The following is a 14,014-nucleotide window of genomic DNA, read 5'->3' as shown; positions in this document are numbered from 1 at the left end:
GTTGGAGGCCGAGGTGCCCAATATCTGGGCCAAGGCCATCAGCCGCCAGCACGGCCAGATCCTCGAGCGTCTTGGGGTCCACCATGTCGTCCTGCCCGAGCACGAGATGGGCGAACGCGTCGCCCATCTGGTCACCGGCCGGATGCTGGACTTCATCGAGTTCGACGACGACTACGCCCTGGTGAAGACCGTCGCCCCGGACATCGCCACCGGCGTCCCCCTCGCCCAGAGCCAGGTCCGCAGCAGGCACGGCGTCACGGTCGTGGGCATCAAACGCCCCGGCGAGGACACAGCACAACTTGCCTGAGCCGTGCGGCTCTGAGGCAATAGGCCGAGGGCGAGTCGATGGTCTACATCTCCAGCCCGGAAATCCTGAAGATCGCCAAAGTTGTCTCGCGGTCCACGCGGTGGGCCAAGTGGTCGAGCGCAGCCGAGCCCTCACGCAGACGGCCGCGCGGTGCGGAGCCCCGGGCATCTGTGTCCAGGTGGTGCCAGAGCGACGGATTGGCTATCAGGACACGCGGGTCGAACTCGACACGGCCGCCGAGAGAGTCTCGCAGGACCAGGCGCTGCCCGGCATTTCCCGTGGTGCGCACGGACACCAGGCGATCGGTCCGCACCTGGCGGCGGCCCAAGGGGCCGCGCACTCTCAGCCAGCCCTCCCCGGCTGTGATGCGCGGCGGGACGAGGACGAGGAAGAGCACCAGCGCGAGCCCGGTCACAGGGCCGCACGGGCCGGGGCGAGAGTACCGGCCGCTGGGCCGGGTTCCCGGAACTTCCACGTTCATGGACGTGACGCTGACGCGCTGGTGATGCGACCTTGACGGCTCGTCCTTCGGTGCGTGGCCGCGTCCTGACGCGGCGTGCGTATGGGGTGCGTCAAAGCTGGGCGGGTCGCCGTATGCGTTCCGTTAAGGGCAGTCGATTCAGCCCGGGAAGAGGCTTCCCTCTAGAGGTCCGTTCTTACCCGAACCTCTTCCAGGAGCTTGCGATGGCCGATGTGGCCTTCGTCGTCGCCACGATCGCGGTGTTCGCGCTGGTGGCTCTCGTCGCCAAGGGGGTGGCGAAGCTGTGACCGTCGAGAACGTCGTCGGCCTGGTCGTGGCCGTCGCCTTGCTGGGCTATCTCGTCCTCGCACTGATCTTCCCGGAGAGGTTCTGAGGTGACATCAGCTGCTACCGCAGCGGGCGAGATGAGTCCCGTTCTTGCCGACGTGCTCCTGGTGGCCGCGCTGATCGGCGCGCTCGCCCTGGTGCACCGTCCGTTCGGCGACCACATGGCCGCCGTCTACTCCTCCAAGAGGCACCTGCGCGTCGAGCGGTGGATCTACCGTTCGGTGGGCGCCAACCCGGATGCGGAGATGCGCTGGCCTGCCTATCTGCGCGGAGTCCTGGCCTTCTCCGCCGTCAGCGTGCTGTTCCTGTACTTGCTGCAACGGGTGCAGGACAAGCTGCCGTTCTCGCTCGGCTTCAAGGCGATCGCTCCGGACCAGGCGTTCAACACGGCCGCGTCCTTCGTGTCGAACACCAACTGGCAGTCGTATTCGGGCGAAACGGCGATGAGCCACGTCACCCAGACGATGGGCCTGGCCGTGCAGAACTTCGTCTCCGCCGCGGTGGGCATCGCGGTGGCTGTCGCGCTGGTGCGGGGCTTCGCTCGCTCCCGTACCGGAGACCTGGGCAACTTCTGGGCGGACCTGGTGCGCGGCACCGTCCGTATCCTCATCCCGGTCTGCGTGGTGGCGGCCTTGCTGCTGATCGCCGCGGGCGCCATCCAGAACTTCGGCGACATCCACACCATCACCACGCTGACCGGCGACAAGCAGGCCATCAGCCCTGGCGCGGTGGCCTCGCAGGAGGCCATCAAGGACTTCGGCACGAACGGCGGCGGCTTCTTCAACGCCAACAGCTCACACCCGTTCGAAAACCCCAACGGGTTCACGAACCTGCTGGAGATCTTCCTGTTCCTGGTGATCCCGTTTTCGCTGCCGCGGACCTTCGGGAAGATGGTCGGCTCGGTGAAGCAGGGCTACGCCATCGTGGCCGCGATGGGCGTCATCTGGTTCGCCGGCGTGGTCGCGGTGACCTGGCTCGAGTACGCCCACCCGGGCACCGCCTCGCAGCTGGCGGGCGGCGCGATGGAGGGCAAGGAGCAACGCTTCGGCGAGGGCCCCTCCTCGCTGTTCGCGGTGTCGACCACCATGACGTCCACCGGTTCGGTCAACTCCTTCCACGACTCGTTCAGCGGGCTGTCGGGCGGCGTACTGCTGCTGGGCATGATGCTCGGTGAGATCGCGCCCGGCGGTGTCGGCTCCGGCCTCTACGGCATGCTGATCATGGCGATCATCGCGGTGTTCATCGCCGGGCTGATGGTGGGCCGTACGCCCGAGTACCTGGGCAAGAAGATCGGCACCCGTGAGATCAAGCTGGCCGCGTGCTTCATCCTCGTCACCCCGGCCCTGGTGCTGATCGGGACCGCGCTCGCGATGGCGCTGGGCAAGGGCCAGTCGTCGATGACGAACATCGGCGCGCACGGCTTCTCCGAGGTCCTGTACGCCTACACCTCGGCCGGCAACAACAACGGCTCCGCGTTCGCGGGCTTCGCGGCCAACACCGAGTACCACAACACGATGCTCGGCCTGTGCATGCTGCTCGGCCGGTTCCTGCCGATGGTGTTCGTCCTCGCGCTGGCCGGTTCCCTCGCCGGGCAGAAGCCCATCCCGGCGACCGCGGGCACGCTGCGCACCGAGAAGCCGCTGTTCACCGGCCTTCTGGTGGGCGCGATCCTGATCATCACGGGCCTGACATTCTTCCCGGCGCTGGCGCTGGGCCCGCTGGCGGAGGGGCTGGCGTGATGACGACCAACACGAAGAAGACCGGCGTAAAGAAACAGGACGCCATGTCCGCCGGCACTCCGGCCCTCGCGCCCCATCCGGACACACCGACCGGACACAAGCCCGACGGGCGGGTCGGCGGCGGCGTGTTCGACCCGAAGCAACTGGTGAGGTCGCTGCCGGACGCCTTCCGCAAGCTCGATCCACGGGTGATGATCAAGTCACCCGTGATGTTCGTGGTGTTGATCGGCTCCGTCCTGACCACCGTCTTCTCCTTCAAGGACCCGGGTGACTGGTTCGGCTGGACGATCAGCGCCTGGCTGTGGCTGACCGTGATCTTCGCCAACCTGGCCGAAGCGGTGGCCGAGGGCCGCGGCAAGGCGCAGGCCGACACCCTGCGCAAGGCGAAGACCGACACGGTCGCCCGCCGGCTGGCGAAGGACGGCACAACCGAGGAACGAGTCCCGGGCACCGAGCTGAAGATCGGCGACCTGGTGGTCTGCGAGGCCGGCGACATCATCCCCGGCGACGGTGATGTCATCGAGGGCGTCGCGTCGGTGGACGAGTCCGCCATCACCGGTGAGTCGGCGCCCGTCATCCGCGAGTCCGGCGGCGACCGGTCCGCGGTCACCGGCGGTACGAAGGTGCTGTCCGACCGCATCGTCATCAAGATCACGACGAAGCCGGGCGAGACGTTCATCGACCGCATGATCAACCTGGTGGAGGGCGCGGCGCGGCAGAAGACGCCGAACGAGATCGCGCTGAACATCCTGCTGGCGTCGTTGACGATCGTCTTCCTGCTGGCGGTGGCGACGCTGCCGCCGTTCGCCGACTACGCGGGTTCGAAGCTCGGCATCGTCGTGCTGGTGTCCCTCCTGGTCTGTCTGATCCCGACCACGATCGGTGCCCTGCTGTCCGCGATCGGCATCGCCGGCATGGACCGGCTGGTGCAGCGCAACGTGCTGGCCATGTCGGGGCGGGCGGTCGAGGCCGCCGGTGACGTCTCCACGCTGCTGCTGGACAAGACGGGCACCATCACCCTCGGCAACCGGCAGGCCGCCGAGTTCGTGCCGGTGCACGGCACGACGGAGGCCGAGGTTGCTGACGCTGCCCAGCTGTCGTCCCTGGCCGACGAGACCCCCGAGGGCCGCTCCGTCGTCGTCCTCGCCAAGGAGAAGTACGGGCTGCGCGAGCGGCACCAGGGCGAGCTGGCGCACGCGGAGTGGATCGAGTTCACCGCGCAGACCCGCATGTCGGGCGTCGACGTGGACGGCCGCAAGGTCCGCAAGGGGGCCACGGCCTCGGTCATCGCCTGGGTCCAGGAGCGCGGCGGTGAAATCGCCGAGGACGCCGACCAGATCGCGGGCCGCATCTCCGAAGCCGGCGGCACGCCGCTACTCGTCGCCGTCGAGGACGACCGGGGAGCCCGCATCCTCGGCGTCATCCACCTCAAGGACGTGGTCAAGGACGGCATGCGGGAGAGGTTCGAGGAACTGCGCCGCATGGGCATCAAGACCGTCATGATCACCGGTGACAACCCGCTCACCGCGAAGGCGATCGCCGAGGAGGCGGGCGTCGACGACTTCCTCGCGGAGGCCACTCCCGAGGACAAGATGGCCCTGATCAAGCGGGAGCAGGCCGGCGGCAAGCTCGTCGCGATGACCGGCGACGGCACGAACGACGCGCCCGCGCTCGCGCAGGCCGACGTCGGCGTGGCGATGAACACGGGCACGTCGGCCGCCAAGGAGGCCGGCAACATGGTCGACCTCGACTCCAACCCGACCAAGCTCATCGAGATCGTCGAGATCGGCAAGCAACTACTCATCACCCGGGGTGCGCTGACGACGTTCTCCATCGCCAACGACGTCGCGAAGTACTTCGCGATCATCCCGGCACTGTTCGCGGCCGTCTACCCGGGCCTGGACAAGCTGAACATCATGCAGTTGTCCTCGCCCGACTCCGCGATCCTGTCCGCGGTGATCTTCAACGCGCTGATCATCATCGCGCTCGTGCCGCTCGCCCTGCGCGGCGTGCAGTACCGGCCGGTCAGCGCCGACAAGATGCTCCGGCGCAACCTCGCCGTCTACGGCCTGGGCGGGCTGATCGCCCCCTTCATCGGCATCAAGATCATCGACCTGCTCATCTCTGAGATCCCCGGGATCGGGTGAAGGACATGAACACCTCTTTTATGAACTCCGCGCGCATGGCGTGGGCGGCGCTGCGCATGCTGCTGGTCCTCACCGTGGTGACCGGGATCGCCTACCCGCTGGTCGTCACCGGGATCGGGCAGGTGCTGTTCCACGACAAGGCCAACGGGTCGATGGTGACCGTGGACGGCAAGGAGGTCGGCTCCAAGCTGATCGGCCAGAGCTGGAACCTGCCCGGCACCGACAAGCCGGACCCCAAGTGGTTCCAGGGGCGGCCGTCCAACAGCGGCTACGACCCGCTGGCCACCGGCTCCAGCCAGCTCAGCGCCGGCAACCCGAAGCTGGTGAAGATGGTCGAGGCCGCCAAGAAGCAGGTCGCCGCCTTCAACGACGTGCCCGAGTCCGAGGTGCCCAAGGACGCGGTCACCGGTTCCGCCTCCGCCATCGACCCGGACATCTCCCCGGCCTACGCCAGGATCCAGGTCAACCGCGTGGCCAAGGCGAACGGTCTGACCGTCGCCCAGGTCGAGAAGCTGGCCAACGACCACACCCAGGGCCGCACGGCCGGCTTCCTGGACCAGCCGCGCGTCAACGTCCTCGACCTCAACATCGCGCTGAAGGAACTGGCAGAGCACTGATGGCCTTGAGCCGCCAGACAGCAGCCGCGAGCCGGCGGGCGGGGGATCCGCTGCCCGCCGGTTCCCGGCACAGTTCGAACGCACTGCCCCGTCCGCTGATGACAGGAAGGCCACACTCCGATGACCCGGGTGCTGGTGGTGGAGGACGATCCACAACTCGTACGAGCCCTTGTGATCAACCTGGAGGCCCGGCAGTACGGCGTCGACGCGGCGCCCGACGGCACCACGGCCCTGCGCCTCGCCGCTGCCCGCCGGCCCGATGTGGTCGTGCTGGACCTGGGGCTGCCCGACATGGACGGGGTGGACGTCATCAAGGCGCTGCGGGGCTGGAGTCGGACGCCCATCCTGGTGCTGTCCGCCCGGACGGCGTCGGAGGAGAAGGTCGCCGCCCTGGACGCGGGTGCCGACGACTACATCACCAAACCCTTCAGCATGGGCGAGCTGCTGGCCCGGTTGCGGGCTGCGGTCCGCCGTACGGAGACCGTCTCCCTCGCCGCGGAGACGGCCCTGGTCCGGACGGACGATTTCACCATCGACCTGTTGGCGAAGAAGGCCGGCCGAGAGGGCCGGGACATCCGCCTCACGCCCACGGAGTGGCACCTGCTGGAGATCCTGGTGACCAACCCGGGCCGCCTCATCACGCAGAAGCAGCTGCTCCAGGAGGTCTGGGGAGTCTCGTCCGGCAACAAGACGAACTACCTTCGGGTGTACATGGCCCAGCTGCGGCGCAAACTCGAAGCGGACCCGGCACACCCGCGCTATCTGATCACCGAACCCGGTATGGGCTACCGCTTCGAGTCCTGACGGGGTCACTCACGCACCGCCGGCACAGAAGAGCAGAGACGAGACATGGCACGCGGCAAGCTTCGGATCTACCTCGGCGCGGCACCCGGCGTCGGAAAGACCTACGCCATGCTGTCCGAGGCCCACCGCCGGATCGAGCGCGGCACCGACTGCGTGGTGGCCTTCGTGGAGCACCACGACCGGCCGCGTACCGAGGTGATGCTGCACGGGCTGGAGCAGGTCCCGCGCCGCGAGATCGACTACCGCGACGCCCTCTTCACCGAGATGGACGTGGACGCGGTCCTCGCTCGCCGCCCCCGGGTGGCGCTCGTGGACGAGCTGGCGCACACGAACATCCCCGGCTCCCGCAACGCCAAGCGCTGGCAGGACGTCGAGGAACTGCTCGCGGCAGGGATCGACGTGGTCTCGACCGTCAACATCCAGCACCTGGAGTCGCTGGGCGACATCGTCGAGTCGATCACCGGCATACGGCAGCAGGAGACCCTGCCGGATGAAGTGGTGCGGCGGGCGGACCAGATCGAGCTGGTCGACATGTCCCCGGAGGCGCTGCGACGGCGGATGGCGCACGGCAACATCTACAAGCCCGACAAGGTGGATGCGGCCCTGTCCAACTACTTCCGGCCCGGCAACCTCACCGCGCTGCGCGAACTGGCGCTGCTGTGGGTGGCCGACCGGGTGGATGAGTACCTGCAGCAGTACCGGGGCGAGCATCAGGTGTCGAGGATCTGGGGCTCGCGGGAGCGGATCGTGGTGGGCCTGACCGGCGGGCCCGAGGGCCGCACGCTGATCCGCCGGGCCGCACGCCTGGCCGAGAAGGGCGCCGGCGGCGAGGTGCTCGCCGTCTACATCGCCCGCAGTGACGGACTGACCTCCGCCTCCCCGAAGGAACTGGCCCTCCAGCGCACCCTGGTGGAGGACCTCGGCGGCACCTTCCACCATGTCGTCGGCGACGACATCCCCGCGGCGCTGCTGGACTTCGCGCGCGGAGTGAACGCCACCCAGATCGTGCTGGGCGTCTCGCGCCGCAAGAGCTGGCAGTACATCTTCGGGCCGGGCGTCGGTGCGACCGTCGCCCGGGACTCGGGCCCCGACCTCGACGTCCACCTGATCACCCACGACGAGGCGGGCAAGGGCCGCGGCCTGCCCGCCGCCCGGGGCGCACGGCTCGGCCGGCTACGGATCATCTGGGGCTGGCTGGTCGGCGTGGCCGGCCCGGCGCTGCTGACGCTGCTGCTGAACCACGTCGACGCGGACCTCGGCCTCGCCAACAACGTGCTGCTGTTCCTGTCACTGACGGTGGCGGCGGCTCTGCTCGGCGGACTCCTCCCGGCGCTGGCCTCCGCTGCCGTCGGCTCGGCGGTCCTCAACTGGTTCTTCACACCGCCCGTGCACACCTGGACCATCGCCGACCCCAGGAACATCGTCGCCATCGCCGTCTTCTTCGCGGTGGCCGTCTCGGTCGCCTCGGTGGTCGACCTCGCCGCCCGACGCACCCAGCAGGCGGCCCGGCTGCGCGCCGAGTCCGAGATCCTCTCCTTCCTCGCGGGCAACGTGCTGCGCGGCGAGACCACCCTGGAGGCCCTGCTGGAACGCGTGCGCGAGACGTTCGGCATGGAGTCGGCAGCCCTGCTGGAACGGGACAGTGACGTCGCACCCTGGGCCTGCGCCGGCCGCGCCGGTCACGGGCGGCCGGTGGAGCGGCCGGAAGACGCGGACGTCGATATGCCGGTCAGCGACCATATGACCTTGGCCCTCACCGGCCGGGTACTGCCCGCGGAGGACCGCCGTGTGCTGGCCGCCTTCGCCGCCCAGGCCGCCGTGGTCCTGGACCGCCAACGCCTGCAGCAAAAGGCCGATCAGGCCAAGGAACTGGCCGAGGGCAACCGCATCCGCACCGCGCTGCTGGCCGCCGTCAGCCACGACCTGCGCACCCCGCTGGCCGGCATCAAGGCCGCGGTCACCTCCCTGCGCTCCGACGACGTGGAGTGGTCCGAGGAGGACCAGGCCGAACTCCTGGAGGCGATCGAGGAGGGCGCCGACCGCCTCGACCACCTCGTGGGCAACCTGCTGGACATGTCCCGCCTGCAAACCGGCACGCTCACCCCCCTCATCCGCCAGGTCGACCTCGACGAGGTGGTCCCCATGGCGCTCGTCGGCATCCGCGACCCGGAGTCGGCCGTCGTCCTGGACATCCCCGAGACCCTGCCGATCGTCGCCGTCGACAAGGGCCTGCTGGAGCGAGCCGTCGCCAACGTCGTGGAGAACGCGGTCAAATACAGCCCCGACGGCGAGCCGGTGACAGTGTCGGCCAGCGCCCTCGCCGACCGTGTGCAGGTCCGGGTCGTCGACCGCGGCCCCGGCATCCCCGAAGAGGCCAAAGACCGCATCTTCGAGCCCTTCCAGCGCTACGGCGACGCCCCGCGCGGAGCGGGAGTCGGCCTCGGCCTGGCGGTCGCGCGCGGCTTCGTGGAGGCCATGGGCGGCACGCTCACCGCCGAGGACACCCCCGGCGGCGGCCTCACCATGGTGCTCACCCTCCCGGCCGCCCCCGAGCACGCCGCCGCCTCCACCGAACTGTCGGCGACGGCAAGGCCGTAGCCGCGAAACAGCTCGGTGGTTCCGTCCACCCTTTCCAACAGCGGTCGTTCACCCCCAGCGAGTCTGGCCTCTACGGTCGTCCGCACCGAACAAGGGGCCGACCACCGGCTACTGGAGGCTGGAGGGGGGGGGCGGGCGCTCGGAATGCCATCCGGTTGCCAGGATCCGGCAGGATTCGCGTCCGCGGGGCTGCCGGTGCGGGATCTCCCGCGTGCCGCCGGGCCACGCGATGCTGTGCGTGCTCGCGCTGCTGCTCACGGCGGCAACCTGGCTGCCCGGTCCGAACAAGGTCCCCAACAGCGCCCGGATGCTCCAGTTCATACGGAACCTGCCGACCGGTCTCGCCGCGCTGCTACTGGCCATGGCGACCGGGGGAGCGGCGCAGTGAACGGGCCCGCTGACTGCGCACGCCAGGGGTGTTGGCGGTGGCGAGGACCGACGTACCGTGCGGAGCTGGCCTACGGCCCCTTGAACCGGTCATCGACCGCTTGCCCGCAAGGAGCACCCACCCTTCATCCTGGCCGCCACTGGCGTGTCGATGGTGGTGATCCTCGCGGGGTGCGTGGTGGGGATCGTTGCCACCCAGCGAACCCGGGCCACCGCCCGATGACCGGCCGCACAAGCTTGTGGCGGCACATCTTGTCACTCATGGCCTGGTGGCTGCTGCTCGCTCTGGCTTTGTGGTTGCTTGGGCAGGCCGTCCGCCAGGCTGCCTCCCTCACGTCCTGTGCCGCCTCCTCCGCGTTCCTGGTCGTCATGGGGGAGATCGGCGACTGGCTGCGTCGACGCTGGACAGCGCGCCGAGGACGGGCGGAGGCCCACGCCAAGACGGCGTGAAGATGGCCGGACGCGGCGTTAAGAACGCGCGAAGATCCGGGCGCCGCTTCTCGGGGCGCATTGGCTGCCGAATGTGTCGATATCGTTCAAGCGGCTGATCGTGGGCCGCCCGCTCAGCAGCGACCGTTTGGGTGAGCAGATGCTGCCGAAGCGGATCGCCCTGCCGGTCTTTGCCAGTGACCCGTTGTCGTCGGTGGCGTATGCGACGCAGGAGATCCTGCTGGTGCTGACGCTGGGCGGCCTGGCCTATCTGCACCTGGCTCCGTGGGTGGCGGCCGCTGTGGTGGTGCTGCTGGCGGTGGTGGTGCTGTCCTACCGGCAGGTGGTGCAGGCTTACCCTTCCGGCGGTGGCTCGTATGAGGTGGCCTCCCGCAACCTGGGCCCGTGGGCGGGACTGGTGGTGGCCTCGGCGCTGCTGGTGGACTACGTGATGACGGTGGCCGTGTCGGTGGCGGCAGGCGTGGACAACATCATTTCCGCAGTGCCGGCACTGGACCCGTACAGGGTCGCGGTGAACCTGGGGTTCGTGGCGCTGCTGACCGCGATGAATCTGCGCGGGGTGCGCGAGTCGGGGCGGATGTTCGCGGTGCCGACCTATCTGTTCATCGCCGGCGTCCTGGCCATGGTCGCCACCGGGCTGCTGCAGACGGCCTTCGGCCATGCCCCGGTGGCGGAGAGCGCCGGGTGGCAGGTCCGCGCCGAGCCAGGGCATCTGGGGCTGACCGGCATGGCGCTGGTGCTGCTGGCGCTGCGGGCGTTCTCCTCCGGCTGCACGGCACTGACCGGAGCGGAGGCCATCTCCAACGGAGTGCCGGCGTTCAGGCCCCCCAAGGCACGCAACGCGGCCACCACCATGGCGGTGATGGGCGCACTGTCGATCACCATGTTCGCCGGTATCACCGCACTGGCCATGATCGGCCACGTGCACTACGTGGACGACGCCTGCCGGCTGGTCGGCTTCCCCGGGAACTGCGCGACCGGATCCCAGCGCACGGTGATCGCGCAGATCGCGGCAGCGGTCTTCGGCGGGACGGACACGGTGATGTTCTTCTACATCCAGGCCGCGACCGCATTGATCCTGATCCTGGCGGCCAACACCGCCTTCAACGGCTTCCCGCTGCTGTCGGCGATCCTGGCCGAGCACCGCTACCTGCCCCGGCAACTGCACACCCGCGGGGACCGGCTGGCGTTCTCCAACGGCATCATCATCCTGGCCGTGGTCGCCGGGACCCTGATCTACGCCTTCCAGGGGTCGGTGACCCGTCTGATCCAGCTCTACATCCTGGGCGTGTTCACCTCCTTCACGCTGTCCCAGGCCGGGATGGTCCGGCACTGGAACCGTGAACTGGCGAGTGTGGCCGATCCGGGACAGCGCCGGCGTATTCACCGCTCGCGCGTGATCAACGCGGTCGGCGCGTGTCTGACCGCGCTGGTGCTGGTCGTGGTCCTGGTCACCAAGTTCAGCCATGGCGCCTACCTGGTGGTGATCGCCATGCCGGTGCTGTACGTGATGATGCGCGGCATCCGCCGCCACTACGACCGCGTGGCTCGTGAACTGCGCCCGCAGCCGGGCGGCATCGTGCTGCCCAGCCGCACCCACGCGGTGGTGCTGGTCTCGCAGTTGCACCAGCCCACCCTGCGCGCGCTGGGCTACGCCAAGGCCACCCGCCCGGACTCCCTGACAGCTCTCACTGTCCAGATGAGCGACGAGGAGGTGAGCGCGCTGCGCACCGAGTGGGAGGAGCGTCAGATCCCGGTGCCGCTGACGGTGATGGCCTCCCCGTACCGGGACATCACCGGCTCGGTGCTGGAGCACATCGCGCGTCTGCACCGTGAGCACCCCCAGGACCTGATCGCCGTGTACATCCCCGAGTACGTGGTCGGCCACTGGTGGGAGCAGCTGCTGCACAACCAATCGGCGCTGCGGCTCAAGGCCCGGCTGCTGTTCCAGCGCGGGGTGATGGTCACCAGCGTGCCGTGGCAGCTGGACTCCAGCCATCGCGTGGCCGCACATCAGCCGTACCCCACCGCACCCGGCGCCGGCTCGAAGATCGGCTAGCGTTCGAATCATGAAGGGCTTGCAGCTGTCGCACGATGGTGGCCGACGCCCCGGCCGTCGGCTGGCCGCGGCCGGCGCCACCGGGGCCGGCCTGGCCGTCCTCACTGTGGCCCTGGTGCCCGTGCGGGGCTCGCTGTCGCTGGCGAGCATCGTGCTGATCTATCTCACGGCGGTGGTCATCGTGGCCGCCACCGGCGGCCTCCGCCTGGCGCTGGCGGCCGCGGTCGCCTCCGATGTGCTGGTCAACTTCTTCTTCGTGCCGCCCTTCCACACCCTCACCGCCGAGAACCGTGACCTGGTCATCACCCTGGCCGTCTACGTGGTGGTCGCCACCACCGTCAGCGTCGCGGTCGACCTGGCCGCCCGGCAGCGAGCCGCCGCCGCCCGCAGCGGCGTCGAGGCCGCCCTGCTGGCCCGGATCACCGAGGCGCCACTGGAGGAGCGGCCACTGCGCGCGGTGCTGGAGCACGTCCGGGACACCTTCGGCATGACCGGCGCCGCGCTGCTGGAACGCGACGCCGGCGGCGAACGCCCGGTCGCCGTTGTCGGCGAGCCGCCATCGGCTGACCCGACGCTGTCCGCACCGGCCGGGGAACACCTGCGACTGGTGGCGGACGGCCCGCCCGTCTTCGCCGCCGACCAGCGCTTCCTCACCCTGCTGGCCACCGCCGCAGCCCGCGCGCTGCAGGCCGAGCGCCTCGCATCCGAGGCCGCCCGCGCGAGGGAGCTGACCGAGATCGACAAACTTCGGGCCGCGCTGCTGGCCGCCGTCGGTCACGACCTGCGCACCCCGCTCGCCGGCATCAAGGCGTGCGTGTCCAGCCTGCGCGAGACCGACCTGGAACTCACCGACGCCCAGCAGGCCGAACTCCTGGCCACCGTGGACGCCTCCGCCGACAAGATGAGCGACCTGGTCGAAAACCTCCTCGCGCTCAGCCGCCTGCAAGCCGGCGCCCTCAGCGTCCACCCCCGCGCCACCGCGCTGGACGAGATCACCGCCGCCGCCCTCCTGCACACTCCGCCGCCCCCCGGACGCGCCGTCGACGTCGACGTCCCCGACGACCTGCCGCCCGCCTGGGCCGACCCCGGCCTGCTGGAACGCGTCATCGCCAACCTGGTCGCCAACGCACTCGACGCCGGACCACCCGGCCGGCCGGTCCACGTGCACGCCCGCCAGGAAGCAAACGTGATCCTCCTGCAGGTCACCGACCACGGCCCCGGCATCCCCGCCGACCAGCGAGAACGCATCTTCGCCCCCTTCCAGCGCCTGAACGACCACACCACCCATCACGGCCTCGGACTGGGCCTGGCCATCGCCCGCGGCTTCACCCAAGCCATGAACGGCACCCTCACACCCACCGACACCCCGGGCGGCGGCCTGACCATGACCCTCACCCTCCCCACAGCACCATGACCCGCATCCTCATCGTCGACGACGACCCCCACCTGCTGCGCGCCCTGACCATCGCCCTGACCGCCCGCGGCTACCAGACCAACGCCGCCCCCGACGCCACCACCGCCCTGCGGGCCGCCGCCACCAACGCCCCCGACCTGGCCGTCATCGACCTCGGCCTGCCCGACCTCGACGGCATCAACATCGTCGAAAGCCTCCGCGGCTGGTCCACCGCCCCGATCATCGTCCTGTCCGCCCGCCACGACGAGACCGCCAAGATCAACGCCCTGGACGCCGGCGCCGACGACTACGTCACCAAGCCCTTCGGCATGGGCGAACTCCTCGCCCGCATCCGCGCCGCCCTACGCCGTGCCGCCCCCGCCGACGAACAGCCCGTGGTCGCCACAGCGGCCTTCACCGTCGACCTGTCCGCCAAGCGCGTCACCACCGCCGCCGGCGAAATCCGCCTCACCCCCACCGAATGGCACCTGCTCGAAGTCCTCGTCCGCCACCCCGGACGCCTGGTCACCCAACGCCAACTCCTCCAGGAGGTCTGGGGGCCGCGCTACGAGAAGGAAACCAACTACCTGCGCGTCCACCTCGCCAACCTCCGCCGCAAACTCGAACCGGAACCCTCCCAACCCCGCTACCTCATCACCGAACCCGGCATCGGCTACCGCTTCACCCCCGACACCCCCACCTGAC

14 protein-coding genes are annotated in these 14,014 nt (G+C 69.6%); 13 read left to right on the top strand and 1 reads right to left on the bottom strand.

Annotation, left to right across the window (positions count from 1 at the left end; all coding sequences use genetic code 11):
* The first annotated feature begins 13 nt into the window (after positions 1-13).
* Positions 14-307: a hypothetical protein gene (locus ACFZDA_RS31720; protein ID WP_391088369.1), complete on the top strand. Its 294-nt coding sequence runs from the start codon at positions 14-16 to the stop codon at positions 305-307.
* Between the two features lie 43 nt (positions 308-350).
* Here the strand turns inward: ACFZDA_RS31720 and ACFZDA_RS31715 are convergent, their stop codons facing one another.
* The gene (locus ACFZDA_RS31715; protein WP_391088368.1) at positions 351-722 is read right to left on the bottom strand and encodes a hypothetical protein; all 372 of its coding nucleotides are present in this window, start codon (positions 720-722) and stop codon (positions 351-353) included.
* A 179-nt stretch (positions 723-901) separates the two neighbouring features.
* On the opposite strand from ACFZDA_RS31715, the gene ACFZDA_RS31710 reads away from it, so the two are divergent.
* The 12 genes from ACFZDA_RS31710 (at position 902) to ACFZDA_RS31655 (ending at position 14,013) form a co-directional block, all read left to right on the top strand.
* A complete protein-coding gene (locus ACFZDA_RS31710; RefSeq protein WP_391088366.1) occupies positions 902-1,075 on the top strand; it encodes a hypothetical protein in 174 nt (57 codons plus the stop codon).
* Positions 1,072-1,161, top strand: coding sequence for a K(+)-transporting ATPase subunit F (kdpF, locus tag ACFZDA_RS31705; protein ID WP_037770757.1), 90 nt, complete (start codon positions 1,072-1,074; stop codon positions 1,159-1,161). Before ACFZDA_RS31710 ends, kdpF begins: the two co-directional genes overlap by 4 nt.
* 31 nt (positions 1,162-1,192) lie before the next feature.
* Positions 1,193-2,854 (top strand): potassium-transporting ATPase subunit KdpA, encoded by a 1,662-nt coding sequence (gene kdpA, locus ACFZDA_RS31700; protein WP_391088364.1) that lies wholly within the window; start codon positions 1,193-1,195, stop codon positions 2,852-2,854.
* A complete protein-coding gene (gene kdpB, locus ACFZDA_RS31695; protein ID WP_391088363.1) occupies positions 2,854-5,001 on the top strand; it encodes a potassium-transporting ATPase subunit KdpB in 2,148 nt (715 codons plus the stop codon). The genes kdpA and kdpB overlap by 1 nt, the downstream gene beginning before the upstream one ends.
* A 5-nt stretch (positions 5,002-5,006) precedes the next feature.
* Positions 5,007-5,618, top strand: coding sequence for a potassium-transporting ATPase subunit KdpC (kdpC, locus tag ACFZDA_RS31690; protein WP_391088361.1), 612 nt, complete (start codon positions 5,007-5,009; stop codon positions 5,616-5,618).
* Between the two features lie 120 nt (positions 5,619-5,738).
* The gene (locus ACFZDA_RS31685) at positions 5,739-6,422 is read left to right on the top strand and encodes a response regulator (RefSeq protein ID WP_391088359.1); all 684 of its coding nucleotides are present in this window, start codon (positions 5,739-5,741) and stop codon (positions 6,420-6,422) included.
* Positions 6,423-6,467: 45 nt separating this feature from the next.
* Positions 6,468-9,020 carry an ATP-binding protein gene (locus tag ACFZDA_RS31680; protein ID WP_391088357.1) on the top strand — a complete coding sequence of 851 codons (2,553 nt, stop codon included), beginning with the start codon at positions 6,468-6,470 and terminating at the stop codon, positions 9,018-9,020.
* A 211-nt stretch (positions 9,021-9,231) separates the two neighbouring features.
* Positions 9,232-9,408 carry a hypothetical protein gene (locus ACFZDA_RS31675; RefSeq protein ID WP_391088355.1) on the top strand — a complete coding sequence of 59 codons (177 nt, stop codon included), beginning with the start codon at positions 9,232-9,234 and terminating at the stop codon, positions 9,406-9,408.
* Between the two features lie 260 nt (positions 9,409-9,668).
* Positions 9,669-9,857, top strand: a complete 189-nt coding sequence (locus ACFZDA_RS31670) for a hypothetical protein (RefSeq protein WP_391088353.1) — start codon at positions 9,669-9,671, stop codon at positions 9,855-9,857.
* A 64-nt stretch (positions 9,858-9,921) separates the two neighbouring features.
* A complete protein-coding gene (locus ACFZDA_RS31665; protein WP_391088645.1) occupies positions 9,922-11,916 on the top strand; it encodes an amino acid permease in 1,995 nt (664 codons plus the stop codon).
* A gap of 10 nt (positions 11,917-11,926) precedes the next feature.
* Complete coding sequence (locus ACFZDA_RS31660; protein ID WP_391088351.1) at positions 11,927-13,330, top strand: ATP-binding protein; 1,404 nt, start codon at positions 11,927-11,929, stop codon at positions 13,328-13,330.
* Positions 13,327-14,013 carry a response regulator gene (locus ACFZDA_RS31655; protein WP_391088350.1) on the top strand — a complete coding sequence of 229 codons (687 nt, stop codon included), beginning with the start codon at positions 13,327-13,329 and terminating at the stop codon, positions 14,011-14,013. The genes ACFZDA_RS31660 and ACFZDA_RS31655 overlap by 4 nt, the downstream gene beginning before the upstream one ends.
* Position 14,014 lies beyond the last annotated feature (1 nt).

This window comes from Streptomyces sp. NPDC007991, assembly GCF_042958445.1.
GTDB lineage: Bacteria > Actinomycetota > Actinomycetes > Streptomycetales > Streptomycetaceae > Streptomyces.
This window is presented reverse-complemented; position numbering and strand designations above follow the sequence as displayed.

Bases quoted from the DNA above. Each gene is read 5' to 3' on its own strand.
- kdpC (WP_391088361.1), top strand. From the start codon at position 5,007: ATGAACACCTCTTTTATGAACTCCGCGCGCATGGCGTGGGCGGCGCTG.
- ACFZDA_RS31685 (WP_391088359.1), top strand. From the start codon at position 5,739: ATGACCCGGGTGCTGGTGGTGGAGGACGATCCACAACTCGTACGAGCC.
- ACFZDA_RS31710 (WP_391088366.1), top strand. From the start codon at position 902: ATGCGTTCCGTTAAGGGCAGTCGATTCAGCCCGGGAAGAGGCTTCCCT.
- ACFZDA_RS31670 (WP_391088353.1), top strand. From the start codon at position 9,669: ATGGCCTGGTGGCTGCTGCTCGCTCTGGCTTTGTGGTTGCTTGGGCAG.
- ACFZDA_RS31655 (WP_391088350.1), top strand. From the start codon at position 13,327: ATGACCCGCATCCTCATCGTCGACGACGACCCCCACCTGCTGCGCGCC.
- kdpA (WP_391088364.1), top strand. From the start codon at position 1,193: ATGAGTCCCGTTCTTGCCGACGTGCTCCTGGTGGCCGCGCTGATCGGC.
- kdpB (WP_391088363.1), top strand. From the start codon at position 2,854: ATGACGACCAACACGAAGAAGACCGGCGTAAAGAAACAGGACGCCATG.
- ACFZDA_RS31660 (WP_391088351.1), top strand. From the start codon at position 11,927: ATGAAGGGCTTGCAGCTGTCGCACGATGGTGGCCGACGCCCCGGCCGT.
- ACFZDA_RS31680 (WP_391088357.1), top strand. From the start codon at position 6,468: ATGGCACGCGGCAAGCTTCGGATCTACCTCGGCGCGGCACCCGGCGTC.